The sequence below is a fragment of the Terribacillus sp. DMT04 genome (genome assembly GCF_019056395.1).
Lineage (GTDB): Bacteria > Bacillota > Bacilli > Bacillales > Amphibacillaceae > Terribacillus > Terribacillus aidingensis_A.
The window spans coordinates 410,368-436,132 of the sequence record NZ_CP077639.1 but is presented as its reverse complement, the minus strand read 5'-3'; the positions used below and the strand labels follow the sequence as shown (position 1 = coordinate 436,132).

The following is a 25,765-nucleotide window of genomic DNA, read 5'->3' as shown; positions in this document are numbered from 1 at the left end:
TCATCTTCCTTTCTTATACATTCTTTTTTTCGCGAACAAATAGGTTGTAACAAATGGAACAACAATGACAATTCCCATTCCGATAGCAAAAGCACCCCAGCTGCCTGGCAGAATGGAGAAGATTCCCGGCACACCGCCGATACCGACTGAACTTGCTTCAACTTTTCTCCAAGCAATAAAAGTTCCTGCTATGGCAGAAGCACCTAAAGCGAGAAAGAATGGATAACGGAAGCGCAGATTCACACCAAACACAGCCGGCTCTGTTACACCTAACCATGCACTAATCCAAGAAGTTAGTGATAAGCCGCGCAGTTTTTCATCTTTGGTTGCCAGCATGACACCTAATGTAGCTGACCCTTGTGATATATTAGACAACGCTAGAATCGGCCATAAGAATGTTGCACCTGTATTCGCAATCAGCTGCAAATCTAGCGCCAAGAATGTATGATGCAAGCCAGTGACAACAAGTGCTCCATACAACGCACCGTACAGTAACCCGCCTACTGGCGCTGCTGTGTCAAACACTGCTACAAATGCATCGGTAATTGCATTACCAACTAGGAACATGACTGGCCCGATGACGACAAAGCTTAGTATACCTGTGAGCAGAAGCGCGACAGGTGCCACCACTAGTAATTGAAAGCTGTCTGCGACTTTACGTCTTAGGAACACTTCAATTCTCGCCAACACCCATGATGCAAACAGCACAGGCAGCACTTGCCCTTGGTAACCGATACGCTGGATCTCCAGTCCGAATAAGTTCCATACTGGCGCATTTCCTTCCAAAGCTGCACTAGCATAATCTGTCGGACTTAATAATGACGGGTGAATTAACGCTAAACCGAGCACCATTCCCAGCAGCGGGCTGCCTCCAAATTTCTTTACTGCAGACCACCCAATTAATGCGGGCAGAAAGGCAAAGGCGGTATTCGCAATAACGTAAATCATATCTGCTATGCCCGCCCACTGTGGATACACTTGAATAATCGATCCGTCGAAGAAAATACCCTCATTATTCAAGATGTTATGAATCCCAAGCAAAAGACCTGCCGTCACAATCGCCGGCAATATCGGAATAAATATATCACCAAGTGTTTTTAAAGCCCGCTGCAGCGGATTTCCTTTTCCGCTGACGCTTTCTTTGACTTCCTCTTTGGTAGATTCCCCAATCCCAGTTACTTTAATAAACTCCTTATACACCTTATCAACTGTTCCTTGACCGATAACAACTTGGTATTGGTTATTTGCTGAAAATGAACCTTTTACTACATCAATATTTTGAAGCGTTTCTTTATCGACCTTTCCTTCATCATGCAGTGCCAATCGCAACCGCGTGACACAATGGGTTGCCGCTTGTATATTATCTCGTCCACCCAATGCTGCGACGATTTCTTCCGCCTGCTGTCTTAGATCCATTTTTTGCACCTCACCTTTTCTTTGATGATGTAAGCGAATACAGCTAAAGCATAACTTGTATATACAAGTTATGCAAGCGTTTTCTATTTCTATATACCCCAAGAATCTACTCTGGATTATTAATTTTTAAAGTAGTAAAATGGTAAAGTATTTGTAAACGTTTGTAAGTTGAACTATTTCTCAAAATAGCAGACAAAAGTTGAGGGTAATCATGCATACATATAAACCTTACTATCATTTTTCACGGGAAAACTGGGCAGCTCTTTCCAAAACAGAACGCCTACCCCTGACACAAACAGAACTTGAAGAAATACGCGGTATTAATACGAGGATATCTTTGCCTGAGGTAGAGACTGCTTATATGCCGCTGACCAATCTTATTTCCTACTATTTAGAAGCAGCCGAAACGCTTCATGCTAAAGCAGGGGCTTTTCTTGGTACGAACGAAAAGAAAGTACCGTTTATCATTGGCATTGCCGGCAGTGTTGCCGTTGGAAAGAGTACCATCGCGAGACTTCTGCAATTGATGCTCTCCCGTGCCTTGCCAGATAAGAAGACCGAACTTGTCACAACTGATGGTTTTCTCTATCCTAATGCTGTGTTACAGGAAAAACAGCTGATGCAGCGAAAAGGATTTCCAGAAAGCTATGATATAAAAGCATTGATAGAATTCATGGGGCAAGTGAAGGCGGGAACGACCAATATAAAAGGTCCGCAGTATTCCCACCTCACATACGATGTCCTATCTGAACAAACAGAGCTAGTTACAAACCCGGATATCTTAATCGTAGAAGGGGTAAACGTGCTGCAGGTGAAGAAAGAGTACCAATTCTTTGTCAGTGATTTCTTCGACTTCTCCATTTATATCGATGCAGACGAAGAGAACATTGAAAAATGGTACAAAGAGCGTTTCCTTATGCTCCGAGCAACGGCATTCCAGGATCCAAAATCCTATTTCCGTCATTATGCAGAGGTACCGGTGGAAGAAGCATTGCAAACGGCAGAAACAATTTGGGAGACAATTAATGCTAAAAATCTGCATGAAAACATCTTGCCAACAAAAGGCCGTTCTGACCTTATTTTAAGAAAAGGAAACAATCACGAAATCGAAGACGTATACTTACGTAAACTCTGATAGTGAAAGGGGTCTTTCCATCGTGCCGGATATCTACCATAAAATATCTAGTCAGCGGGAGCATATGTCGAAGTCCCAGAAGAAAATCGCCAATTTTATTATAGAACACCCGAATCAGTCACCGTTTCTTAATGTGGAAGGATTAGCAAAATCAGCTGGAGTAAGTGATGCCACAATCGTTCGTTTTGCTTCCTTTATGGGGTTCCGCGGCTTTCCAGAGATGCAGCTGGCGCTTCAAAATGCGATGCAGGACCAATTAAATGCAACCGAACGGTTCAAGCAGCCTTCTGACGAAACCGAATCTGAAGATCAAGATTTATATGCCATCTTCCTGCGAGATCAGGCGAACATTCAAGAAACAATGGAAGGGATTGATATGCCAGCCTTTCATGCTGCAGCTGACACAGTTATTCATTCTAAACGAATCTTTATCTTGGCTAATCGTAGCGCCGTTAGTGTAGCTGATTTATTGCATTATCACCTATCGTTTATTTTTGAGAACGTAGAGATTGTGGAGCCCTCTGACCGGGCAATTGACCAAATTTCAACAATAAGGGAAGACGATGTGCTCATAGCTTTAAGCTTTGTCCGCTATTCCAATCACACGCTGCGGCTGTTTCAAATGGCAAAGGATCGCGGAGCGAAGGCAATCGCCTTTACTGACGGCTTATCTTCTCCTTTGCTATCCGTAGCTGATTATTCGTTCATGGCTTCCAGCAAATCGCCTTCGCTGACACATTCGCTAACTGCGCCAATCAGTTTAATTCATGCGTTCATCGCTTTAATTGGAAAAGAGAAGGCTGCTGATGTCAAAAAACGCCTCCGCACAATTGAGGAGGCGTGGCGTGACTTTAATGTGTTCTCTAACTTTAATAATTCCGGGACATAATGCACGCTTTCCCTTCTAAACTCCATATAAAGCAGGCTGTTAAGTAAGCTGCCGAACAAAAAAATCCAACCAATGCTGTTATTCAGAAAAGACCCGCATTGGTTGGATTTTTATATACTTTGAAAGATACTTCATTTATTCGCTTCATAAGCCGCTTCGGCAGCTGGCAGATAACTGTATACAGCTTCCACGTATTGAATATCACCATAGCAGGCATCAAGTTCTTCTGATTCTGGGCGTATACAGCGATAGATTTCTGGATTGTCGACCTGCTCAAACTGTTCTTGGGAGAATCGAATGGCTAAGTCCTTGTTAAATGTACCGCCATTCGCTTCGACAAAATCAATGAACCCAGGTCCAAAATTATAAGCTTGCACTGCAACGTCTGTCTTACCATCTGCTGCTTCTAATACATCGACAAAATGGGAGACGCCATAAGCAATAGACTCACTAGCATCCTCAATACAGCCAATCTCCCCGCATTTGCTTTCGGAAGCTTGCATCGGATCATCTCCTCTGCCCCCCGACTCTTGCATCATGACGGAAAGAACAAGCGGAGCAAGTGATTCCTGTTCTGACTTGGCTAATTCTTCATAAATAACATCCCGATATTGTAAAGCACTCTTTGAAAGTGCTCTTCCTGTCTGTTGTTCCTGTCCATCGTCTTCTTCTACCAGAATAGATATGACAAACAACAAGAAAAATAAGCCTAGACCAACGACGACTACCGTACGAAATGCCGACAATAAATTGTGCGGTTTTCTTCTATGCTTCTTTTTCATCTTTTTCACCCGCCATATGACGTTTTCGCAAAAAGACTGCCCAGCCTACTGAGAAAAGCAAACTTCCGATACAAAGAGCTAATACCAAATTCCAATAAGGCGGCCGGTAGGTAAACACAATATGATTATCTCCAGTCTGCAGCTTTACACCAAGAAATGCATAATCTGCTTTCTGCAGTTCTTGTTCTTCTCCATTCACTGACACTTGCCATCCTTTTTCATATGGAACCGGTATTTTCATATAACTGCCTTCCTGCTCGTTTGTATAATCTACAGTGACTTGATTATGACCAATGGAAAACGGAATATCCTCAGCTTCTGTGACGGAATTCTCAAGCTTCTGATAATCCTCATGCTGTAAGTGTAAGTCTTCCAGATTGTAACTGCCTTTTGGCAAACGTATGCGGATTGTATCTGCTGCTTTTACTCGAATTGTTAATTCATTCACTTTTGTTCGGTAAATAGATTGTCTTGATTTTCTATCTGTTTGAAACTCATTCACAGTCAGATCAAATAATGGTGCAGCAGGATCATTATTTTTCAAATAAAAACTAAGATAATAGTCGCCTGTTTGCGGTAACTCTCCGTCAAGCTGCAAGTTTAAGCCGCCTTCCTCTTGCTCTACTTGCAGCTGACCATTTTGATAAGAGCCACCCACTGCCTGTATGGAAACCTTGTTCATCAGATCTGGAAGTGACGCAGCTTGTGAAGTAGATTCCCCATCAGCAAGGATGATTCCATCTAGCATGGCTCGTTCTCTTTCAAGCGGCGTGTAATTTACTAACGTTTCTTCCGTCAACACATCGTCCGCCACTTTTGCAAATGGAAGTAAATTCTCATTACGATAGACAACATAACGATCACTCTCTATATATAGGGTAAAACCATATGGTGCTTCTATCGGTTCCCGTTTATCGTACATGATATATTTTCCATTAAGCAAGCTGTACAAGTTGGCTCTGCTGCCAAATCCAGAGATGCGACTAACACTTTCCCGCTTCATATCAATATTCATATCGTAATAATAGAAAAACAGCAGCTCCTTATTCAGGATGCTTGAATAAATGCTCACGCCAGGAAATCCTTGCACGAGATTTGTATTGTTTCGATTATCTGTCTTCCACTCCAGCCTAGTGAAACGATCATCTGAGTCCAATACCTCTCTTATCAATTCCTGCTGTTCTTTATTAGCATATTTATCACTCTTCAAATACGTCAAAGTAGAAGTCTCTACATTACCAGCGTTCGTAAGCTGCTCCTCTTGATGTGCATTAATCAGCGGGACATAGGTTGCAAAGACTACCACCATACATAGCCCTAATATGACGGGCTTCCGTTTACATGCATACAATAGAAAAGCCAGCAGGACTAGTACCACACCAGTCCAAACTTGTTTTGCCCAATCATCTCCCCATTCTAACGTCAAGTCATGACGGAGATAGAGGCTATAGAGCAAGATAACAAGACCAATCGCAAATAGTAAATGCCATTTCTTCACTTTAGTTAATAATGTTATCCCGACGGCAATCGTTCCCGCAATGACAAACATAGATAAATACTCAAAACGGTATTGCGGTGCAGAAAAGCCATTAAAAATACTGGCGATCCGAGGACTGCCTTGGAAGAAAATGAACAAGATGCTTAATAAAGCAAATAAACGAAACAACTTATTTTTATAAAATCCAACTGTACAAACTAGTAAAACAAACAAAACAGGTACAAATAGCGTTCGGCTAGTGAACAAGATATTGTCTTCATTCTCATAGAAAGGAATTACATCTTCAAAGGCTGGCCGATAGTTGTTTAAGAAAGCATATACTGCCGGCACGAATGAAATAGCACCAATCCCAAACCCGAGAATGACTGCAGGAACAAAGTAAAGTAATTGTGTTCTGATTGGCACTTCATGGTCAGAAAGCTTGATCAACCATCTGGCAATCACATAAATTCCGATAAACAAAAAGCTTATGTAAGAGAAATAAAAATTATCAAAAACAGACAGTGCTACTGCAGCAATCATCCAATACGGTTTCCGCTCCCGAATGATTTTCTCTGCGCCTAATACAAGCAGCGGCAGCCAAAGAAAAGCATTGGCGAAAAACTCCCAATACACAACATGCCGAAAGTAAATGGCACTCCCTGCATAAAAACAAGCCCCAATGAATGCAGGCACATATGGAATACGCAAATAGCGAAACACACCGACTGCAAGAAGCAATGCTGCCGCAAGCCGGATAATGCTTACTGGCAAAATTGCTCTTGCCCAAGTAATAACATCCGGGCTGCCAATGACACCGGCTAACTCCAGTCCTTTAATCGACAGCAAGGTAAGCAGGTACACGATACTCGTCGAGAAATAATACGCGAGCTGACTATAAATACCGCCGCCAAGTCCGAATGAAAAGGAATAAAAGAAATTCCCCTGTGTGTATTGCTCATATAAATGCTGCTTGAATGGCAGCATTTGCGCCATTCCATCGTTAGGTCCGAGCATAAAACGACCGTCGAAGTATTCACTGATAAAGTGCATATGTACAGCGATTGAAAAAATCAGCGCTGCTAAGATAAGCAGCACAACTTTGCCTCTACGCTTCATGTGTCACATCCTCACGTCCATTCTTCATAATTTTACTTGTGATAATAAACGTGATGGGCACCGTAATAAAGACAGCTGCAATTGGAGCCACTGTCCCGCTCCAGCCTAAAACCTCAATAAATAAAGACACAAGAACAGAGGAGACTGCTATATTGACTGCCTGTGTTAAAGGAAACTGGAAAAACTTACGCCAAGTCGGTCGTACCCCATACGTGAAATAACTATTTAAAAAGAATGAGAAAATCATACTTAAAATGACGCCAATCCAATGAGACAGAAGATAAAAAACATCTGCTGCTTGATAAAACAGCAGATAAACGAGGTAATAACAAATTGTATTAAGTACCCCAACAATGACAAATCGGGGGAATTCAAGCTTCCATATTTTTTTCATAATGTTTCATTTCCTCAATATTTGTATCTTTTATCAAATAGTGCGGTCTGCGCTTTGTTTCATTATAGATACGGCCGATGTATTCTCCAATCACACCTAAACTTACAAGCTGAACGCCTCCGAGGAAGAGAATAGCCGTAATGAGTGTAAAGTATCCAGGTGTAATAACTCCTCTTATGAGTACTTCAACAAATGTGTACAAAATATAAGCGATAGAAAGGAACAATACAATAAATCCCGCATATAAGCACAAACGAAGCGGCTTTGTATTAAACGACACAACACCATCAATACCATAATTGATTAATTTTCCAATTGACCATTTGGACTCTCCATTTTGACGGGTTACGTTATCGTAATAAACTGTTTTCTGTTCAAATCCAATCCAAGAGAACAGCCCCTTGGAAAAACGATTGCCTTCACTTAGAATCAACAGTGCATCAATTGCTCTTCTGCTGAGCAATCGAAAATCACCAACGCCATTTTGTATCCGAACATCGATGAACTTGTTCATAACCTGATAATACAAAGTAGAAAGCAATTTGCGCGGTATGCTTTCTCCCTTTCTGTTTCTCCTTGCAATTACTTGGTCATATCCTTCTTCAAAGCCCTCCAGCAAGTCATGCAGCAGGGCAACGGGATGTTGTAAATCGGCATCAATAACAACTGCACAATCACCTTTCGCATGCTGAAATCCCGCCAATATAGCTGCTTCTTTTCCGAAATTTCTCGTAAATGACAGGTAATGCACGTTATAATGCTGATCCGCCAACTCTTTCAGCTCCAGCAGTGTCGTATCCGAGCTTCCATCATCTACATAAATTACCTCACAGTTATAAGAAGAATATTGTAATTCTTTTGTAAGTTCTTCATAAAAAAGCTCCACATTGTCAGCTTCATTGTACGAAGGCACAATTACAGATAGTAATTTTGCAGCCATTCTTTTCCCTCCATTAGGTAAAACCTTCTATATATGTATTGTTAAAATTGTGGGCGGCTTTCTATCTTATTATACTTCACTACCCTAATTTCGTCAGTTTACATCCTGCTAGATTAAGGGAACTGATAACAAAAAGGAAAAAAGGAGCATACACTTATGCAAAAAATAGTAGCAATAGACCTAGATGGAACGTTTCTTAATAACAACTATACAATATCAACGATTCATGCAGATGCTGTCAAGAAGGCCCAAGAAAAAGGTGCACAAATTGTCATTGCAACAGGGAGAGCACAATTTGATGTGCAGCGCCTTTTCCAGAATCAAGACTTGTCTGTTTGGATTATCGGTGCAAATGGTGCAACGACATATGATCCAGACGGAAGCCTAACTCTTCCCCTGCCGCTTAAGTCGATTTATGCAAAAGAAATTACTCGTTGGTTAGCCGAAGAGAATTACTATTTTGAAATAGTTACAGATAAGGAAATATTCATTACTTCCAATGCGAAGCAGCTGCTCGAAGATGAAATGGATATCGTCCAACAAGCAGACCAAGAAGAAATGAGAAATGCAAAAGAGCGACAGCTAGGTCAAGCGAATATAAAGGAAATCGATGACTATATGCAGGTCTTCCAAGAAGAAAAAAACATCTACAAAATAACAATTGTCAGTTTTGATGAAGAAAGGAGACGTGTAGCAGCAGATACATTAGGCAAGAATGATTTAAATCTCTACTCTTCCGCTGACTTTAATCTGGAGATTGTGGCTGGCCAAGCCTCAAAAGGGTATGCGCTGAAGAAACTCGCGAAAAAATTAGACATCAAAACAGAAGATATTATTGCTGTTGGAGACAGTATGAATGACTTGCCGATGCTGGAGGTCGCAGGTACCAAGGTTGCAATGGGCAATGCAACAGACGAAGTGAAAGAAGCGTGTGACTACACGACAGAAACTAACGAAGAAAATGGTGTTGCAACCATGCTTGAGCGGGAAATACTGCAGAATTAAAAGCATATCCAGAGCATTGCTGAAAGAACTTGATACATAAAAGCAGGAGGCACCACTATATCTTAAGTGCCTCCTGCTTTTAAATCTCCCATATATTAAGCAGTATCGCTTACCTGCCTCTATTTTTTTGGTATTCAATTGTACTATATACTTGTGCACTTGCAGAAGGATCTAAGTATTGTTTTGCACTATTAACTGCTGTGATCGTTTCAGCAAATCCTGTAGCAATAAGCATATTTTTTTTCGGATAATGCACAGCGTCTCCCGCCGCATATATGCCAGGTATGCTTGTCGCCATCTCATAATCAACGATAACTTTGTGCTTGTCCGTCTCAATCCCCCAATTATCAAAGGGTGTTTGTGTAAGATTTACATTTTCATAATATAGCAGCGCATCCACTTGCAGCATCGTTTCTATTCCATCTTTTTCTACTAGCAGTGTGTGCAACCCTTGCTTATTCCCCAACAGCTTCGTTACATTATGGTTGTATTTGACCTTAATCGATGTTTCCGCTAATGCTTCCATTACTTGCGGAGGCGTATAGAGAAAATAATCACGCTGATTCAGCAGTGTGACTTCTTTTGCTGTCTTCTCCAATGCCATCGCCCAGTCAATTCCTGTACGGTTTGCTGCATATACGACAACACGCTGATTCCGGAAGTTTTCAGATGACTTCAAGTAATAATGAAGATTTTTCCCTTCATATAGGGAAGCTTCTTCAAGCGGAAGGGGCTTCATTTGGTATGTTCCCATCCCGCAAGTAAGGATTACTGTCCTCGTCATGTACAGTGTACCTTGCGTTGTCATTAATTCAAATATACCGTCACTTCGCTTTTTGATATGTTCAACAAATTCACCTGTTACGATTTCCGGTTTTGCTTTTCTGCTTTGTTCCAGCAGCTGGGCAACCATCTCCTCCCCTGTAGCAGCAGGATAAGCGCCAACATCATAAATATGCTTCTCTGGATAAAACTGGGCTACTTTTCCGCCAAATTCTGCTGTCGCTTCAATCAGTAAAGTCGTCATCTTGCGCAAGTTTGTATAAAAAGATGCATACAATCCTGTCGTTCCGCCGCCAATAATGATGACGTCGTATATAAAGTCATTCCGCACTTTCTAGTCCTCCCATTTTACAAAGACGTTAATTTACTATAATTACACCAAATATTGGTTTGCTTTTTCTCCCCTTGGGTATACAATACTCCTAAGACTATAGAACTACCTAACAACTTGGAGGAACTTCATGCAAGAAATCACCGGGACTTATAACGTCACTTTTGTCATCGTATCCATTATTATTGCTATTCTTTCATCCTATATCGCTTTAGATATGTGTTCCAGAATAAATCGGACTACCGGCTGGCGAAAATCTTATTGGTTCCTATCTAGCTCGCTTTTGATGGCACTCGGTATCTGGTCCATGCATTTTCTTTCCATGCTGGCTTATAAATTGCCGACAGAAGTTACATATGACCCAGGAATGGTCACTTTGTCCGTGATTTTTGCGTTTCTGGGCACCTCAATCGCCTTTTATCTCTCCTCTATTAGGCTCACTGCATTGCGACTTATAGCGGGCAGTATCTGTATGGGAGCTGCAATTACAAGTATGCATTACATAGGCATGATGGCCATGCGTCTGGATGGCATGATGCATCACGACAGATTATATTTCTACTTATCTATATTGATTGCTATTATAGCATCTTGTGTCGCCTTGCTCCTTTTCCACTACTTCCAGCACACTAAGGAGCAGACACAGCATCTCTATAAGTTAGCAAGCGCTATTACAATGGGTATTGCAATTTGCGGTATGCATTATACAGGAATGAAGGCTGCTGTTGTCCATGTGAACAGCAGCTCTATCCTTCCCGAGCCCATTTTCACACCAAACAACGTTAATCTAGCCATTAGTGTGATGCTCGTTATCCTGCTCACCCAAGTATTAGCTTTTGTTTCTACTACTACAGATCAGAAACTGGCTAAACAAGCAGATCAATTAAACTATATCGCAAATCATGATGAATTGACGAAGATACCGAACCGGCGTTATTTCGAACAACAGCTTCGTGACTACTTGGAGCATAGAACAGATGAGACAGCCGCGCTGTTTTTCATGGATTTAGATCGATTTAAAGCCGTCAACGACACACTCGGCCATAAGTTCGGTGATAAACTGCTGCAGCTTGTGACATTGCGACTGTCGCGCATGCTGCCCAAACAAAGCGTAATTGCACGGCTTGGCGGAGATGAATTTACCTTGCTGTATCCAGGAGCTACGAAGGAAGATGCAACTGAACTCGCACACGAAATCATTCAAAGTGTGGAAGAACCGTTTTTTATAGAAGGAAGAAAAGTGAGCGTAAGCACCAGTGTTGGTGTTGCGTTAATCCCTGACAACGGTACAACTAGCAAAGAAGTAATGCGCTTCGCGGATATTGCCATGTACTTAGCAAAAGAAAACGGTCGATCGAATTATAAATTCTTCGCTAATGAAACGTTACAAAATAAGCAGCCGCTCCTACTGGAATCAGAGTTGTGCAGCGCTATTGCTAATGGAGAAATTCAAGTATTTTTCCAGCCTAAAATGGCAAGTACAGGCGATCGCCTCTACGGGATGGAAGCTCTGTGCCGCTGGATTCACCCTGTTCACGGTATAATTCCACCTGCACAATTTATACCATTGGCAGAGAAAAACGGCGATATAGTCGCTCTTGATAAAAAGATGATTGAGCTGGTATTTGCCGAAATGAACAAAAAAGCGTTCCACAATCTGCATGTGGCTGTAAACATAAGTACACAGCAATTTTATAATAATCGCTTTGTCAGTTTTATCCGTAAACAAATGCGAGAAAATCCAGAAGTTGATGTATCCAGGCTAGAGATTGAAATAACAGAAGAAACGGCAATACAAGATGTCGAAGGCGCCGCACAAACCATCAGAGAACTAAAAGAGCTTGGCATCCGCATTGCATTAGATGACTTCGGAAAGGGATTCAATAGTTTGAATTACTTGAAGCAGCTTCCAGTAGACACGCTTAAAATTGACCGTGCTTTCATTGCTAATCTGCCGGAAGACTTTCAAGACCAAGCAATCGTCTCTTCTATTGTGACGTTAGCGAAGAAACTTGAACTTACTATTGTGGCAGAAGGCGTGGAAAGTCAAGAACAGTTGAATTGGGTACAAGATTTGAAGTGTGACTATGCACAAGGCTATATGTTTAGCAAACCCTTGCAAGTAAGTGAATTCCTCACCTATTTGCAAGCTTTTAATAGAGCACATAAAAAAGAGATGAGCCCTGTATAACAGGGTTCACCTTTTCTAATACTCAACTTTATCTTCTTTATCCATCCACACGCTCATCGGATTTGCTGTACCGCTCTCCTTTAGCTGTGCCGTATGAATTTTCCTCTCTTGGTATGGTTTATCGATTTCTTGATAAATAAAGTCATCATCAAATCCAATTGCAGCAGCATCTTTCTTTGTATATGCAAAGTATAATGCTTTTGGACGCGCCCAATAAATTGCTCCTAAACACATCGGACAAGGCTCGCAGCTCGAGTAAATTATGCAATCCTCTAATTCAAAATGACCGACAAAGCTTGTGGCATTACGTATTGCCTGTATTTCCGCATGCGCTGTCGGGTCATGCATACTTGTGACTAAGTTGGTCCCTTCACCTATAATATGTTCACCTCGAACAATTACAGCTCCGAACGGACCACCCTTTCCGCTTTTCACATTCTCTGCAGCAAGTTTGCACGCATAATCTATATAATATTGATGATTCATTCTGTTTCCTCCAATACATCTTTGTTCTATTATAGGATTATTCTTACTATTTCGCCAGTTTATAAAGATAGAGCCATGAGCAGGAATACGAATAATATACTTGTTACTTTTCGTAACCTCGTTTATAATTAGGAAATAACAAATAAAGTAAACAGTGCTTTTACAGAGGTGATGATAGATGAAATCTGCAGATTTATGTCCGCGTTTTGAAACAGGAATGGAGCTCCTGAGTAAACGCTGGAATGGCTTTATCATTTTCCGCCTCTTAGAAGGATCACAGCGTTTCTCTGAATTGGAATCTTCCCTGCCGATTAGCGGCCGGCTGCTTTCAGAACGATTGAAAGAGTTGGAAGCAGCAGGTATTACTACAAGAACAGTATATCCGGACACACCTGTCCGTATTGAATATGAACTGACCGAAAAAGGTCGCGCATTGCGCCCTGTGATCACTTCTATAAGAGAATGGGCGGAAAAATGGGTTGATTCGGAAGAATTAGATTCGACCACTTAATAATAAGCTTGAAAACCTGGCCTTTCCAATAAAGGACAGGTTTTTTTACATTAATTTTGAATAATGTAAATATTATCAGCATAGGCTTTACAACCTTCTGTAACGGGGTATATAGTTGAAAGATACGAAAGGATAGGAGGTGGTGAGGAGATGCAAAGCAAAGCTGCTTTTTTGTTTATTGGTCTATTGTTGTCTGTCATGCTTCAACTGATGCTCGTACATCCGTCACATTATTGGCATACAAACGATATAGAGCCCCAGCATGTTGCTAGTCATAAGGCGGATCTGCCGGATGACGACAAACACTGGTTCCCGATATTAGCACAAACAGCAGTCCTGATTCTTCTCCCGTTACTGCTTGCCGGAAATACGATGCAAGCGCGTATGATGCAGACGAAACAGAAGCTTCGGCATTTCCTGCTGGCCGTCTTCTATCAATCGAGTTACCGCTGAATAGGTTCCCTTTGCTGCTTAAAGGTTCTTAGCATTCCAAAGGAGGGGACGGAAATGTTTGTGGCAAGAGCGGTCATCGTCGTAGCATTTTCCATTAGTGCACTATCTATCTTAGCTTTTCAAGGTGTCGAATTAGTGCATGCCATTTCAGACCTATTCAGCAATAAAAAAGGATAATTAAAAAGAGCGTATTCTGAGGGGAGTACGCTCTTTTTTCTGTTTAATCGACTAGTTTACCTGGATTCATGATGCCGTGCGGGTCCACCGCTCTTTTAATGGTGCGCATTAATTCATATGCTGGACCATGCTCCAGCTTCTGGTACTTCTTCTTACCAACACCTACACCATGTTCTCCCGTGCACGTTCCTTCATTCGCCAATGCATAATCTACCACGGCTGCGTGCAGCTTTGTCGCAGCTGTTACTTCCGTGTCATTAGCAAAATCCACCATAGCAATAATGTGGAAATTTCCATCCCCCACATGCCCGACGATACCAGCCTCTAAGCCGCTTTCTTCTATTGTCTGCCTTGCATGCAAAATGGCTTCCGACAGCTTAGATATTGGAAGACAAACATCTGTCACAAGCATCTGCTTTGTTGGAGCAGCTTGTATATAATAGTAAGCTAAGTTATGTCGGGCGTCCCATAACCGCTCCTGTGCGGCAGGGTCTGTCTCGGTGAGAAACTCCGCCACCTCAAAGGGTTTCAGCAGCTGCTCCATCCGGTCAATTTGAAGTCGAAGATGTTCCGGCTCTCCATTTAATTCAAAAAAGATAGTTGGCTGTTCTTTATACGTTGTTTGCGCGAATTGGTTTACATGTGCAACCGATGCGGCATCTACGAATTCAATCCTCGCTAAGTCCAACCCTGCTGTACGTAGTCTTACAACAGCTGTGACTGCTTCTTCAAAATCGCGAAAAACAGCTCGCGCAGCTACTGTTGCTTCTGGGACTGGATGCACACGAAGTGTCAGTTCCGTAATGACACCCAGCGTACCTTCCGATCCAGCAAACAATCCAGAAAGATGCAGTCCAGAAGAAGACTTCAATGCCTTTGAGCCAGTATGAATGATCTCTCCGCTCGGCAGCACTACTTCCATATCCAATATGTTGTCCCGCATTGTCCCGTATTTTACTGTGTAAGAACCGCTGGCATTCGTCCCTGCCATCCCCCCAAGCGCCGCTTCAGCTCCCGGATCCACACTGAAGAATAAACCATGCTTCTTCAGGGCATCATTCAATTGAAACTGGGTCAAGCCTGCCCCGGCCACTACGTACCCATCTGTCTCTTCAATAGTTATTAACTGATTCATCAAACCTAAATCTAATGAAATACCGCCATTATAGGGGATAGCATGTCCTTCCAAACTGGATCCTTTACCAAAAGGCGTGACAGGTATGCCGTGTTTATTCGCAATTGAAAGAACAGCACTTACTTCCTTTGTACTTTCAGGAAACACAACGACGTCCGGATCAGCTGCAGGATGATAAGACGCATCATGATTATGCTGACTGATAACAGACGCAGATGCAGATATCCTTCCCGAGTGAATTTCTTTGCTTAGTTCCTTTATGATATCCATAATTTCATACACCTTCCCTCTCTATCTTATCTAGCTTAACATGAGGACAAATGTTTAAAAAGCCGAACAGTCAGAATAATTAAACATAAGTTAAAAAGTTGGTTAATGTATACTTTACTAAGTAAAAAAAATAATAACAAAGTAAAAATAGAATTTATTTCACATCTGTAAAATACCTTCATACCGCGGTTTACAATGCGGTTTGAAAGTATGTGAAATACCACACAAAGTCAGCTAATGCAATAGTTGTTTTAAATACTTTGTTAAAATTGATTAACAATTGTAAAGTGGTAGAATTGATTGTGGCAGTTACAAAAGGTAAGTAATCATTCGAAAAGGTGGAATTTCAGATATGAACATATATCATAACAACGAAGATGGATCGGTATCCACTTCTCTTAGAGGTAAGAACTTAATCTCAAATCCTTTTCTAAATAAAGGTGTCGCTTTTACAAAAGAAGAGCGTGCGGAACTTGGTCTTGATGGTGTTCTACCCGCGACGGTTCTAACATTAGATGAACAGGTTAAACGTGCTTATGAACAATACAATGCACAGCCGAATAATTTGTTGAAAAACAACACATTAAATCAGCTTTACAACCGTAACGTTGTTCTTTACTATCGCCTTCTTACAGATCATTTGAGCGAAATGCTTCCAGTTGTTTATACTCCAACTGTTGGACAAGCTATCCAAGAATACAGCCATGAGTACCAACGTCCAGGCGGAGTTTATCTGGATATCAACAATCCAGAAAACATCGAACAAGCGTATGACAACACATTGCTTAACACAGATGAGATAGACTTGATTGTTGTAACAGACTCTGAAAGTATCCTAGGAATTGGTGACTGGGGTGTAGGCGGTCTGAATATCGCTATTGGTAAACTAGCTGTTTATACAGCTGCTGCAGGAATTGACCCTAACCGTGTCCTTCCAGTAGTAATCGATGCTGGTACAGATAACGATGAATTACTTAACGACCCGCTTTACGTCGGTAACCGTCATAAACGTGTACGCGGTGAACAGTACGATCAGTTCATCGATGCTTTCATTAGTAAAACGGTTGAGAAATTCCCTAACGTTCTATTGCACTGGGAAGACTTCGGTAACCGCAATGCACGTAACATCATTGATAAATACGGCGATAAGATCCTTACATTCAATGACGATATCCAAGGTACTGGCGCCATCACACTAGCAGCTGTTATGAGTGCTTCCAAAGTAACTGGTACACCAATCAGCGAACAGCGTGTCGTTGTCTTCGGACCTGGTTCTGCTGGTATCGGTAATGCGGACCAAATTGCAGCAGCTATGGTACTTGATGGTATCTCTAAAGAAGATGCATTGAAAAACTTCTGGGCAATTGACCAGCGCGGTCTATTGACTGACGACATGGATGGTATTGCTGAATTCCAGAAACCATACCTTCGTTCAGCGGATGAAGTAAAAGATTGGAATAAAGAAGATGGTATCATTGGTCTTGCGGAAGTGATCCGTCAAGTTAAACCAACAATTCTAATTGGTACTTCTGGACAAGCTGGTGCATTCAGTGCTGAGATCATTAAAGAAATGGCTAAACATGTAGAACATCCAGTGATTATGCCAATGTCTAACCCAACACCGCTTGCAGAAGCAATTCCAAAAGACTTGCTTGAGTGGACAAATGGAAAAGCATTGATTGCAACAGGAAGTCCATTCGACCCTGTAGAATACAAAGGCACAACTTACCATATCGGACAAGCAAACAACGCATTTGCGTTCCCAGGTCTTGGACTTGGATCCATTGCTGCAAAAGCAAGCCGCATTACAGATGCTATGTTCGCAGCTGCAGCTAATGCAATTGCTGACATGGTTGTGAGCAATACACATGGCGGTTCCTTGCTTCCAGCAATTGACGAGCTACAACCAGTATCAAATGCCGTAGCAGAAGCAGTTGCAAAAGCAGCGATTGAAGATGGCGTATCAGATGCAAAACCTGAAGAGATTAAAGACCTTCTAGCTCAATCTGCGTGGAAACCTGAATATAAATCCATCAAAGGTTAAGCTTTTATCGTAATTTCCTATGGTGCAGGTGACTCCTTCAAAAAGGAGGCACCTGTATTAATTTTGACAATTTGAGCAATATAACTACTGAGGGAGTGGAAATAACATGAGTTTTGGTGAGATTTTCATCATTCTAGTTCCGATTTTCTTTGTAATCCTACTTGGATTCATTGCCGGAAATCGTGGCATATTTAATAAAGAAACATCTAAAGGTATTAACACACTCGTAACAAAAATTGCATTGCCAGCACATTTATTCGTCGGTATTACAACAACATCCCGTCAAACAATCTTTGACAAAGCTCCGTTCCTTGGAGCATTGCTGATAGGTGTTATCGGATTCTTCATCGTTGTACTTCTTGTAACTAAATGGACTTCTAGATATGATTTCGTACAGTCAACGATGTTCTCCTTGAACTCAACACAGCCGACATTCGCCTTTATGGGTATTCCAGTTATGGGCAGTATCTTCGGTGCAGATGCCATCGCGATTCCAATCGCCTTAATGGGTATCATTGTAAATGCAGTATTAGATCCAATGTCTACTATCTTCGGTACAGTAGGGACACGTAACAAGAGTTCTCAGTCAAGTGAGAACAAAGAAAGCTTACTAAAAGTTACAGGCAAGTCCATACTTCATGGTCTTACTGAACCACTTGCCTGCGTTCCAATTATCGGTCTAATTCTTGTACTTGTCTTCAATTTCCATCTTCCGGAACTAGGAGAAAAATCACTCGATCAAATCGGTGACGTTGTGTCTGGTGTAGCACTATTCGCAGTTGGTGTAACAATCGGTATTAACAAAATTAAGCTTAGCTTGTCTGCATTCTCCATTGCGATCTTGAAAGCGATCGTTCAGCCGCTTGCAATGGTTGGTATTGCATATGCACTTGGTTTGACACACAATGATTTCGTACAAGCAGTATTACTTGTATCATTCCCAGGTTCTGCAGTTGCTACAATGATTGCAATTCGCTTCAAGAGCTTGGAAACAGAGGTTGCTTCAGCTTTCGTAATCAGTGCAATCCTGTCTATTATCACCTTGCCATTCTTAATTACAGCAATCATGTAAAACAAAAGGAGTACCCCTTGTGCAGGGATACTCCTTTTTTCTATTTGGCAGTAGGAAGGTCATTTGGTTTCGACATTTCGTCTCGCAAGTAATCCATGTATCGTTCCAACGTTGACAGAATCTCCGTACGCTCATCGTCCGATAAATCACCCGCATGCTGCAAGTTCTTCGTAAATGGATTTACACTCACTTTGTTTCCTTCCTTTCTTTTAGTTAATATGTGTTGGTAAGTACTGTATACCCGCTCATACGGAAAAGAAACTTATGTAATGTTTTTGTAACAGAATTTTCTAATAATTATATATATAAAAATAGTCATTGTCCACATAAAGACAATGACTATTTTCACTATTTAATTACTTTCACACGCTCTTCCAGCGGTTTGAATTCTTTATCTCCTGCTGGCATTGTTGGTTTACCGAAAGGCATTTGTCCACGAAGCTTCCAGTTTGTTGGGATGTCCCATTCCTTTTGAATTGCTTCATCAACCAGTGGGTTATAATGCTGCAAGCTTGCACCAAGGCCTTCCATTTCCAAAGCAGTCCACACAACAAGCTGGTGCATACCAGACGTTTGTTCAGACCAGATTGGGAAGTTATCCGCATAAAGAGCAAATTGTTCTTGTAAACCTTTTACAACTGTCTCATCCTCGAAGAATAACACTGTTCCGTAGCCATTCCGGAAAGACGCAATCTTCTCTTCCGTAGGTGCAAAGTTATCTGCCGGAACAACTGCTCGAAGCTGATCCTCTGTAATATCCCAGAAGCGATCGTGCTTGTCGCCAAGTAGAACAATCACACGTGTGCTTTGCGAATTAAAAGCAGATGGCGTGTACGTCACAGCAAACTCTACGATTTCCTGAATTCGCTCATCTGATACAGGAGATTCTTTTGCCAAACTATAGATAGATCTTCTGTTTTCCAGTGCTTTGAAAAAATCTTGTGTCATGTTTATTCCTCCAAATATAAATATTAACCATATGTAGATTACCCAAATAACAGGAAACTCATTAGTTACCTTTAATAATAGGGTTACTTTATGTAAATAATTTATCGCAAGTACAAGATTTCGTCAAATAAAAGGGACGCTGCATGCAACGCCCTTTCTCTTACAAACGTATACGTATACCTACACCTAGCTCAACATGCAACCAAAGAGACCACACTTACTACCTTGGAACTCTACCATGTTAATGTGCAAATTGCGCATCATATAACCGACGATACGCACCATCATGATCCAGCAAATCACGATGCTTTCCTTCTTCTGTAATGCCTTGTTTTGTTACCATAATAATTTTATCTGCGTGCTTAATTGTCGCTAGTCGATGCGCGATAACCAGTGTCGTTCTTCCTTCTGACAACTCTTCAAGTGCTTCTTGAATTTTGATTTCTGTTTCGGTATCCAAAGCAGATGTTGCTTCATCGAGTATGAGGATTGGCGGATTCTTAAGGAACACTCGTGCAATGGAGATACGCTGTTTCTGACCACCGGAGATCATCACGCCGCGCTCCCCAATCACAGTATCCAATCCATCTGGTAATTCAGCTAGAAAATCAGTCAGCTGCGCTCTTCTTACAGCATCCTCAATTTCTTCATCTGTGGCATCCAGCTTTCCATAAGCGATATTTTCACGAATTGTTCCTCCGAATAAATACACATCCTGCTGCACAATACCAATTTGACTTCGCAAGGATGATAATGTCATATCCTTGATTGGTACATTATCAATTGTTATGTTCCCGTCATTGATCTCATAAAAGCGCGGCAGCAAGCTGCAGATGGTTGATTTCCCCGCACCGGATGGACCGACAAAAGCAACGGTCTCTCCAGCGTTAATGGAAAAGCTGATATCTTTCAGTATCATACTCTCCTGCTTATAACCAAAAGAAACGCTGTCGTAACGAATATGACCAGATAGCGAGCCAACTTCCTTGGCGTTCGGATTATCCTTAACATCCGGTTCAAGCCGCATGATATCCATATAACGCTGAAAACCGGCAATCCCTTTTGGATAAAGCTCAATGATGGCACCGATCTTTTGAATCGGCTGGAAGAATACGTTCGTCAGTAGAATAAAAGCCACCAAATCACCGTACGACATTTTATCCTGAATGATGAACCAAGCCCCGGCAACAAGCTGAAACACAGCAATGAATCGCATTAGCATGTAAGTAACAGATAAATTAAGTGCCATAATTTTATAAGACAGCAATTTTGTCAGTCGGTAACGTTCATTATTGACCTTAAATCGGTCTTCTTCATGCTTCTCATTCGTAAACGCTTGTACAACCCGAATTCCGCCGACAGTATTTTCAATGCGAGCGCTAAAGTCTGCCGTGTCTTCATTCATCCTTCTCGATGCTTCTGTCATTTTCTTATTGCAGTAAAGAACGATCCAGAACAAAATTGGAACGACGAGCATCGTCATAAGTGCCAGCGGCCAATTGATGAAGAACATAATAACCAAGGCGCCTGCAATAGTCATCAGTGCAATGAATATATCTTCCGGTCCATGATGGGCCATTTCTCCGATCATGAACAAATCGTTTGTCAGTCGAGAAATCAGATTGCCCACCTTCGTATTATCGAAGAAACGAAAACTAAGCTTTTGCATATGCTCAAATAATTGCTTACGCATATCACGTTCAATATTTATTCCTAGTTTATGACCCCAGTAAGTGACAATATACTGCGTAACTGTACTTAACCCATAGACGATGAACAACAAAATACAAGCTGTGACAATCCAATTCCAGTTTTCAGTCGGAAGCAATCGGTCCACCATCATATTGACTCCGATTGGGAAAGCTAGTTCTAACAGTGCAACAAATACAGCACTCCCAAAATCCAGCATGAACAGCCGTTTATACGGTTTATAAAAAGCAAAAAAGTCCTTTAACAAGCCAGCAACACTTCTTTCTTTGAGAATGATTATCACTCTCTATTCTACATTTAACAGACAAGTTACGCACTATTTATTTAAAAATACAGACAAAAGAAAAACCCGATGCCAGATGCATCGGGCTCTGCTCACACACCTTCTTCTACACGCCGCAGTTCGTCCTGCTCACCAGCAATGAGCTTGTCCAAGAAGTAAGCCACACCTAATTCGTCATTTGACTTTGTTACATGCGTTGCAATCTCCATCAGCTCTGTCATCGCATTTTCCATCGCCACACCATTTCCGGCGACTTCAAACATGCTGATATCGTTCGGGCTGTCCCCCACTGCATACACATCTTCCTTGCTGATTTTGTATTTTTCAGCCAGCATGGAAACGGCATACCCTTTACCCGACTTCTTAGGCAAAATCTCAATTATATGTTCACCAGAGGAAGTTACTGCAATTCGATTATCCTGATTGACGGTTTTATAGGCCCTCGCCAAGTTGTCCAGGTCAAAGCTGAAGCAAAGAATTTTGAAAATAGTACTCTCTTCTGTAAATATATGTTCTATATTCGGCACAAAACGAATTCCGGATTGCTTGAACTGAGACATGGCACCAATCCAAAGCTGCTCCATGCTTTCGTCCGGGTTAGCGGAACTCACTTTATCCAATTCTGCTTTAAGCTTTTCTTCTCCATTATAAGGAGAAAGCAGCTCTGTTTCGGTATAGACTTCGAAATACACATCCTGCTCAATAAGAGAAGCTGCAATCTCTTTTGCCAGCTCCTTTTCAAAGGTAACCTTATTAAGCAATTCATATCCATAGTCATGAACTGTACCACCATTAGAAGCGATAATCGGTATATCCAGATCGTCACCTACAAGTGATTTTACATCGAAGGTAGCACGACCAGTGCTAATAGCTACCAGCATATCTGCTTCTAGTGCACGTTTAATTGCTGCTTTATTTTCTTCGGGGATTTGACTTTCCGTATTTAGTAATGTTCCATCCAGGTCAATTGCAATCATCTTTTTAGACAAGCAAAATCCTCCTAATAATAATAATTTTTTTATGTAGCCAACACTGTCACCATTAAATTATAATGGTTTATTGTGGGACTTTTCAATCACAAGCTGATTGAAATGTTTCAATTTTTACAGTACGAGGAAAAGGCTTACATAACGCAGTACGAAATTTAAAGATTTATAGGAGGTAGGCAATATGCAGAAAAAACAATCCAATAGCTTGCTGTATTTCTTTGGCGCCCTCGGCGGCTTGCTGTATGGATATGATACTGGGGTCATCTCTGGTGCTTTACTTTACATTGATGAAGACCTCGGATTAAACTCCTTTACAGAAGGTCTTATTGTAAGTTCTCTATTAGTCGGCGCCATCATTAGCGCGGCCATTACTGGACGAGTGACAGATAAAATTGGGCGTAAGAAAACAATTATTGCAGCCGGCATTTTGTTCTTTATCGGTGCATTAGGTGCAGCTGTGGCAGTGAATGTCACTACAATGGTAATTGCTCGAGTCATTCTTGGTCTAGCTGTCGGTGCTTCGACGACAATTGTACCTTTATATTTATCCGAGCTCGCTCCAAAAGAGAAACGCGGCTCACTCGCTTCCTTGAATCAGTTACTAATTACAATTGGTATCTTATCATCTTACTTAGTAAATTATGCATTTTCAGATGCAGGCGCATGGCGCTGGATGCTAGGTCTAGCTGTCATTCCTGCAGTAATCTTGATAATCGGTATGTTCTTCATGCCTGAAAGCCCGCGCTGGCTTCTTACAGCAGGAAAAGAAGACAAGGCACGGAGCATTTTAAAAAGAGTCCGCGGAGAGAATGCTTCCATTGAAGATGAAATCTCTGAAATTCAAAAAGCTGAAAAAGAAGATGAAGGCGGTATCAAGGAATTATTCTCCAGCTGGGTCAGACCAGCATTAATCGCAGGTTTAGGTCTTGCCTTCCTTCAGCAGTTTATAGGAATCAACACGATTATTTACTATGCTCCAAGTACTTTCACAAGTGCTGGCTTTGGTAACTCAGCTGCGATACTCGGCACTGTCGGTATTGGTACAGTTAACGTATTGATGACACTTATCGCTATTAAGATAGTTGATAAAGTAAATCGCAAAACACTATTGATGGCAGGTAATATCGGAATGGTGGTCAGCTTAATCGCACTCTCCACTATTAATTTGCTGGCTCCAGACTCTATCGTTGCGACGTGGGCCATTATTATCTGTTTAGGCCTATTCATTGTTGCCTTTTCAACAACATGGGGACCTGTCGTGTGGATCATGCTTCCTGAGCTATTTCCAACGAAAGTACGCGGAATCGGAACAGGCGCTGCAACATTCGCTTTACACGGTGCCAACTTGATTGTATCTCTGTTATTCCCGATCTTGTTAGAAGCAATTGGTATCAGCTACCTGTTCTATATCTTCGCCGTTATCGGTATCCTGGCCTTCCTATTCGTGAAATTCTTTACAACAGAAACACGCGGAAAGAGCTTGGAACAAATTGAAGATGATTTGCGCAAACGCAGCATAGGTTAAATGAAAAGCCTCCCGGTATGGGCGGCTTTTTTAGCTGGAGAGATTTTTCTTTTTAAGAAGTACGTATGCGGCAAGAACTCCGACAATGGTCCAGCCCGTTAACCACAACAAGTCTGTTTGGTAAGAAGAGAAACTTTGCCCTTCAAGCGCACTCACCGATATATCCATAATATAGACACTTGGCGAATAACTGATAATATTACCAACAACTCCATCTTCAAAATACATTTGAATCATTGGAGCAAAACCGAACAAAAACATAAATGGCATAATATATACACCAGTCTGAATCAAATTCTTACTGACTAGACCAACTACTGTTCCAATACATAGGAACAATACGGTTGATAAAAGCAGAACAATCAGCAGTATGCCTATATTTGAAATCTCAATATCCATAATCAACCAAGAAATAAATAAGGACACGATTGTTATTACTGTTGTCATAATGCTTTTCCCGATTAGTATTTCTGTTGTATTTGCCGGTGACATAAGCAGAGACTGTAACGTATTTTTTTCTTTCTCCTCTGAAATGAGCATAGACTGAACATACATGGTAACGAAGACAAGAGAGAATAAAGAGACAAAAACAAAACTAAACAATCCCCCGTCACCACTGCCCATTCGGCTGTATAAGACTGCCATGAATGCAGGGAGTATAACCATCATTAAAACTTGGACATTTGCTTTTAAATCATGATATTCTTTTACGATTATTGCTGATAAACGCGCTGTATTCATGCCAATTTCCTCCCTGTCACTTCAATAAATATATCTCCTAACGTTGGCTGATCTGAATGCACAGCAAGAATCTCCTCTGCCTGCATGTACTGATATAGTTGTTCTGCACCAGCTGCATCATTTGGGATGGTCTCATTGTTTCCATTTTTCAGTTCTAAATGAATGGTGTTCTTAGCATATTTTCGCTGCAATAGCTTCGGGGCATCCATCTCGCGTATCTGTCCTTCATGAAGGAAGGCAACCCGATCACAAAGCTGAGCAGCTTCTTCCATGTTGTGTGTAGTCAAGAAAATCGTCGTTCCTTGACGATTCAAATCACGCAGCAAATCGTGCATCTTCAGGACATTTCCCGGATCTAATGCGGATGTTGGTTCATCTAAAAATAACACGTCTGGTTTATGAAGCACGGCGCGGGCGAGCAGTACACGCTGCTTCATACCTTTAGACAGCTTTTTCACCGGCTTCTTCTTCTCTTCTGCCAGACCGACTAACTGTAAAACTTCTTCCACGCGACCAGCTGGGGCATTATACAACTTTGCATAAAATTCCAAATTATCTTTAATGGTCATTCTTTCATACAATCCGCTGTTATCTGTCAAAATACCAATACGTCCTAAATCTGCACCATTCATTTTCGATGCGTTTTTTCCAAGTATAGTAACGTCGCCAGCAGTCGGTAAAAGTTGACCAGTCAGGATTTTAACAGTCGTCGTCTTCCCCGATCCGCTCGGTCCCAGAAAACCGAAGATCTCTCCCTTTTTTACATGGAATGTAACTTGCTGAAGTGCTTGCTGCTGTCCGAATACCTTAGATAAGTTCTTCACTTGTAATGCGTAATCCATACATGCTGCTCCTTTCCGTTCGTAACGGTTGATAATCACAGGTTACCGGCTTTTACTGAAAAAAGCTTTAAAATCAGGCTTAACAGCACCTAAAAAAGCTGAATGGAGCAAACAAAG

General features: G+C 41.5%; 24 protein-coding genes. 10 read left to right on the top strand and 14 right to left on the bottom strand.

Annotated elements, in window-relative coordinates:
• Positions 1 to 1,416: a PTS system trehalose-specific EIIBC component gene (treP, locus tag KS242_RS02365; protein WP_217322850.1), complete on the bottom strand. Its 1,416-nt coding sequence runs from the start codon at positions 1,414 to 1,416 to the stop codon at positions 1 to 3.
• A 211-nt stretch (positions 1,417 to 1,627) separates the two neighbouring features.
• Between treP and coaA the strand changes: the two genes are divergently transcribed.
• Both coaA and KS242_RS02355 read left to right on the top strand, forming a co-directional pair.
• A complete protein-coding gene (gene coaA, locus KS242_RS02360; RefSeq protein ID WP_217322849.1) occupies positions 1,628 to 2,551 on the top strand; it encodes a type I pantothenate kinase in 924 nt (307 codons plus the stop codon).
• Between the two features lie 22 nt (positions 2,552 to 2,573).
• A complete protein-coding gene (locus tag KS242_RS02355) occupies positions 2,574 to 3,440 on the top strand; it encodes a MurR/RpiR family transcriptional regulator (RefSeq protein ID WP_217322848.1) in 867 nt (288 codons plus the stop codon).
• Between the two features lie 131 nt (positions 3,441 to 3,571).
• Here the strand turns inward: KS242_RS02355 and KS242_RS02350 are convergent, their stop codons facing one another.
• Genes KS242_RS02350 through KS242_RS02335 form a run of 4 tightly spaced genes read right to left on the bottom strand, consistent with a single transcriptional unit; the run spans position 3,572 to position 8,152 of the window.
• Positions 3,572 to 4,222 carry a lysozyme family protein gene (locus KS242_RS02350; protein ID WP_217322847.1) on the bottom strand — a complete coding sequence of 217 codons (651 nt, stop codon included), beginning with the start codon at positions 4,220 to 4,222 and terminating at the stop codon, positions 3,572 to 3,574.
• Positions 4,206 to 6,818: a YfhO family protein gene (locus KS242_RS02345; RefSeq protein ID WP_217322846.1), complete on the bottom strand. Its 2,613-nt coding sequence runs from the start codon at positions 6,816 to 6,818 to the stop codon at positions 4,206 to 4,208. Before KS242_RS02345 ends, KS242_RS02350 begins: the two co-directional genes overlap by 17 nt.
• Positions 6,808 to 7,212: a GtrA family protein gene (locus KS242_RS02340; RefSeq protein ID WP_217322845.1), complete on the bottom strand. Its 405-nt coding sequence runs from the start codon at positions 7,210 to 7,212 to the stop codon at positions 6,808 to 6,810. Before KS242_RS02340 ends, KS242_RS02345 begins: the two co-directional genes overlap by 11 nt.
• A complete protein-coding gene (locus KS242_RS02335; RefSeq protein ID WP_217322844.1) occupies positions 7,190 to 8,152 on the bottom strand; it encodes a glycosyltransferase family 2 protein in 963 nt (320 codons plus the stop codon). The genes KS242_RS02340 and KS242_RS02335 overlap by 23 nt, the downstream gene beginning before the upstream one ends.
• 156 nt (positions 8,153 to 8,308) lie before the next feature.
• On the opposite strand from KS242_RS02335, the gene KS242_RS02330 reads away from it, so the two are divergent.
• The gene (locus tag KS242_RS02330) at positions 8,309 to 9,157 is read left to right on the top strand and encodes a Cof-type HAD-IIB family hydrolase (RefSeq protein ID WP_217322843.1); all 849 of its coding nucleotides are present in this window, start codon (positions 8,309 to 8,311) and stop codon (positions 9,155 to 9,157) included.
• Positions 9,158 to 9,266: 109 nt separating this feature from the next.
• Here the strand turns inward: KS242_RS02330 and KS242_RS02325 are convergent, their stop codons facing one another.
• Positions 9,267 to 10,271 (bottom strand): NAD(P)/FAD-dependent oxidoreductase, encoded by a 1,005-nt coding sequence (locus KS242_RS02325; protein WP_217322842.1) that lies wholly within the window; start codon positions 10,269 to 10,271, stop codon positions 9,267 to 9,269.
• Positions 10,272 to 10,401: 130 nt separating this feature from the next.
• On the opposite strand from KS242_RS02325, the gene KS242_RS02320 reads away from it, so the two are divergent.
• Positions 10,402 to 12,462: a putative bifunctional diguanylate cyclase/phosphodiesterase gene (locus KS242_RS02320; RefSeq protein WP_217322841.1), complete on the top strand. Its 2,061-nt coding sequence runs from the start codon at positions 10,402 to 10,404 to the stop codon at positions 12,460 to 12,462.
• A 15-nt stretch (positions 12,463 to 12,477) separates the two neighbouring features.
• Here the strand turns inward: KS242_RS02320 and KS242_RS02315 are convergent, their stop codons facing one another.
• Complete coding sequence (locus tag KS242_RS02315; protein WP_217322840.1) at positions 12,478 to 12,948, bottom strand: nucleoside deaminase; 471 nt, start codon at positions 12,946 to 12,948, stop codon at positions 12,478 to 12,480.
• A 178-nt stretch (positions 12,949 to 13,126) separates the two neighbouring features.
• Between KS242_RS02315 and KS242_RS02310 the strand changes: the two genes are divergently transcribed.
• The 3 genes from KS242_RS02310 to KS242_RS18180 all read left to right on the top strand — a co-directional run bounded on the left by KS242_RS02310 (position 13,127) and on the right by KS242_RS18180 (position 14,089).
• On the top strand, positions 13,127 to 13,459 hold the full coding sequence (locus tag KS242_RS02310; protein WP_217322839.1) for a winged helix-turn-helix transcriptional regulator: 333 nt from the start codon (positions 13,127 to 13,129) through the stop codon (positions 13,457 to 13,459).
• A 150-nt stretch (positions 13,460 to 13,609) separates the two neighbouring features.
• Positions 13,610 to 13,912 carry a hypothetical protein gene (locus tag KS242_RS02305; protein WP_217322838.1) on the top strand — a complete coding sequence of 101 codons (303 nt, stop codon included), beginning with the start codon at positions 13,610 to 13,612 and terminating at the stop codon, positions 13,910 to 13,912.
• Positions 13,913 to 13,966: 54 nt separating this feature from the next.
• Positions 13,967 to 14,089, top strand: a complete 123-nt coding sequence (locus KS242_RS18180; protein ID WP_256444518.1) for a hypothetical protein — start codon at positions 13,967 to 13,969, stop codon at positions 14,087 to 14,089.
• Positions 14,090 to 14,132: 43 nt separating this feature from the next.
• Here KS242_RS18180 and KS242_RS02300 read toward each other — a convergent pair whose 3' ends face one another.
• Positions 14,133 to 15,494, bottom strand: coding sequence for an FAD-binding oxidoreductase (locus KS242_RS02300; RefSeq protein ID WP_217322837.1), 1,362 nt, complete (start codon positions 15,492 to 15,494; stop codon positions 14,133 to 14,135).
• A 352-nt stretch (positions 15,495 to 15,846) separates the two neighbouring features.
• On the opposite strand from KS242_RS02300, the gene KS242_RS02295 reads away from it, so the two are divergent.
• Both KS242_RS02295 and KS242_RS02290 read left to right on the top strand, forming a co-directional pair.
• Positions 15,847 to 17,538 carry an NAD-dependent malic enzyme gene (locus tag KS242_RS02295; protein ID WP_217322836.1) on the top strand — a complete coding sequence of 564 codons (1,692 nt, stop codon included), beginning with the start codon at positions 15,847 to 15,849 and terminating at the stop codon, positions 17,536 to 17,538.
• A 106-nt stretch (positions 17,539 to 17,644) separates the two neighbouring features.
• Positions 17,645 to 18,610, top strand: coding sequence for an AEC family transporter (locus KS242_RS02290; protein WP_217322835.1), 966 nt, complete (start codon positions 17,645 to 17,647; stop codon positions 18,608 to 18,610).
• Positions 18,611 to 18,650: 40 nt separating this feature from the next.
• Here the strand turns inward: KS242_RS02290 and KS242_RS02285 are convergent, their stop codons facing one another.
• The 4 genes from KS242_RS02285 to KS242_RS02270 all read right to left on the bottom strand — a co-directional run bounded on the left by KS242_RS02285 (position 18,651) and on the right by KS242_RS02270 (position 22,528).
• Positions 18,651 to 18,800 (bottom strand): hypothetical protein, encoded by a 150-nt coding sequence (locus tag KS242_RS02285; protein WP_217322834.1) that lies wholly within the window; start codon positions 18,798 to 18,800, stop codon positions 18,651 to 18,653.
• A gap of 158 nt (positions 18,801 to 18,958) precedes the next feature.
• Positions 18,959 to 19,558, bottom strand: coding sequence for a nitroreductase family protein (locus KS242_RS02280; RefSeq protein WP_217322833.1), 600 nt, complete (start codon positions 19,556 to 19,558; stop codon positions 18,959 to 18,961).
• Positions 19,559 to 19,799: 241 nt separating this feature from the next.
• Positions 19,800 to 21,515 (bottom strand): ABC transporter ATP-binding protein, encoded by a 1,716-nt coding sequence (locus KS242_RS02275; protein ID WP_217322832.1) that lies wholly within the window; start codon positions 21,513 to 21,515, stop codon positions 19,800 to 19,802.
• 128 nt (positions 21,516 to 21,643) lie between these two features.
• Positions 21,644 to 22,528 carry a Cof-type HAD-IIB family hydrolase gene (locus KS242_RS02270; RefSeq protein WP_217324032.1) on the bottom strand — a complete coding sequence of 295 codons (885 nt, stop codon included), beginning with the start codon at positions 22,526 to 22,528 and terminating at the stop codon, positions 21,644 to 21,646.
• Positions 22,529 to 22,721: 193 nt separating this feature from the next.
• Between KS242_RS02270 and KS242_RS02265 the strand changes: the two genes are divergently transcribed.
• Positions 22,722 to 24,065: a sugar porter family MFS transporter gene (locus KS242_RS02265; protein WP_217322831.1), complete on the top strand. Its 1,344-nt coding sequence runs from the start codon at positions 22,722 to 22,724 to the stop codon at positions 24,063 to 24,065.
• Between the two features lie 30 nt (positions 24,066 to 24,095).
• Here the strand turns inward: KS242_RS02265 and KS242_RS02260 are convergent, their stop codons facing one another.
• Together KS242_RS02260 and KS242_RS02255 are read right to left on the bottom strand one after the other, a co-directional pair.
• Positions 24,096 to 24,806 carry an ABC transporter permease gene (locus tag KS242_RS02260; protein WP_217322830.1) on the bottom strand — a complete coding sequence of 237 codons (711 nt, stop codon included), beginning with the start codon at positions 24,804 to 24,806 and terminating at the stop codon, positions 24,096 to 24,098.
• Positions 24,803 to 25,648 (bottom strand): ABC transporter ATP-binding protein, encoded by an 846-nt coding sequence (locus KS242_RS02255; RefSeq protein WP_217322829.1) that lies wholly within the window; start codon positions 25,646 to 25,648, stop codon positions 24,803 to 24,805. Before KS242_RS02255 ends, KS242_RS02260 begins: the two co-directional genes overlap by 4 nt.
• Between the last annotated feature and the right edge of the window lie 117 nt (positions 25,649 to 25,765).

Bases quoted from the DNA above. Each gene is read 5' to 3' on its own strand.
- treP (WP_217322850.1), bottom strand. From the start codon at position 1,416: ATGGATCTAAGACAGCAGGCGGAAGAAATCGTCGCAGCATTGGGTGGA.
- coaA (WP_217322849.1), top strand. From the start codon at position 1,628: ATGCATACATATAAACCTTACTATCATTTTTCACGGGAAAACTGGGCA.
- KS242_RS02350 (WP_217322847.1), bottom strand. From the start codon at position 4,222: ATGAAAAAGAAGCATAGAAGAAAACCGCACAATTTATTGTCGGCATTT.
- KS242_RS02345 (WP_217322846.1), bottom strand. From the start codon at position 6,818: ATGAAGCGTAGAGGCAAAGTTGTGCTGCTTATCTTAGCAGCGCTGATT.
- KS242_RS02340 (WP_217322845.1), bottom strand. From the start codon at position 7,212: ATGAAAAAAATATGGAAGCTTGAATTCCCCCGATTTGTCATTGTTGGG.
- KS242_RS02335 (WP_217322844.1), bottom strand. From the start codon at position 8,152: ATGGCTGCAAAATTACTATCTGTAATTGTGCCTTCGTACAATGAAGCT.
- KS242_RS02330 (WP_217322843.1), top strand. From the start codon at position 8,309: ATGCAAAAAATAGTAGCAATAGACCTAGATGGAACGTTTCTTAATAAC.
- KS242_RS02320 (WP_217322841.1), top strand. From the start codon at position 10,402: ATGCAAGAAATCACCGGGACTTATAACGTCACTTTTGTCATCGTATCC.
- KS242_RS02315 (WP_217322840.1), bottom strand. From the start codon at position 12,948: ATGAATCATCAATATTATATAGATTATGCGTGCAAACTTGCTGCAGAG.
- KS242_RS02310 (WP_217322839.1), top strand. From the start codon at position 13,127: ATGAAATCTGCAGATTTATGTCCGCGTTTTGAAACAGGAATGGAGCTC.
- KS242_RS02305 (WP_217322838.1), top strand. From the start codon at position 13,610: ATGCAAAGCAAAGCTGCTTTTTTGTTTATTGGTCTATTGTTGTCTGTC.
- KS242_RS18180 (WP_256444518.1), top strand. From the start codon at position 13,967: ATGTTTGTGGCAAGAGCGGTCATCGTCGTAGCATTTTCCATTAGTGCA.
- KS242_RS02300 (WP_217322837.1), bottom strand. From the start codon at position 15,494: ATGGATATCATAAAGGAACTAAGCAAAGAAATTCACTCGGGAAGGATA.
- KS242_RS02295 (WP_217322836.1), top strand. From the start codon at position 15,847: ATGAACATATATCATAACAACGAAGATGGATCGGTATCCACTTCTCTT.
- KS242_RS02290 (WP_217322835.1), top strand. From the start codon at position 17,645: ATGAGTTTTGGTGAGATTTTCATCATTCTAGTTCCGATTTTCTTTGTA.
- KS242_RS02280 (WP_217322833.1), bottom strand. From the start codon at position 19,558: ATGACACAAGATTTTTTCAAAGCACTGGAAAACAGAAGATCTATCTAT.
- KS242_RS02270 (WP_217324032.1), bottom strand. From the start codon at position 22,528: ATGATTGCAATTGACCTGGATGGAACATTACTAAATACGGAAAGTCAA.
- KS242_RS02265 (WP_217322831.1), top strand. From the start codon at position 22,722: ATGCAGAAAAAACAATCCAATAGCTTGCTGTATTTCTTTGGCGCCCTC.
- KS242_RS02260 (WP_217322830.1), bottom strand. From the start codon at position 24,806: ATGAATACAGCGCGTTTATCAGCAATAATCGTAAAAGAATATCATGAT.
- KS242_RS02255 (WP_217322829.1), bottom strand. From the start codon at position 25,648: ATGGATTACGCATTACAAGTGAAGAACTTATCTAAGGTATTCGGACAG.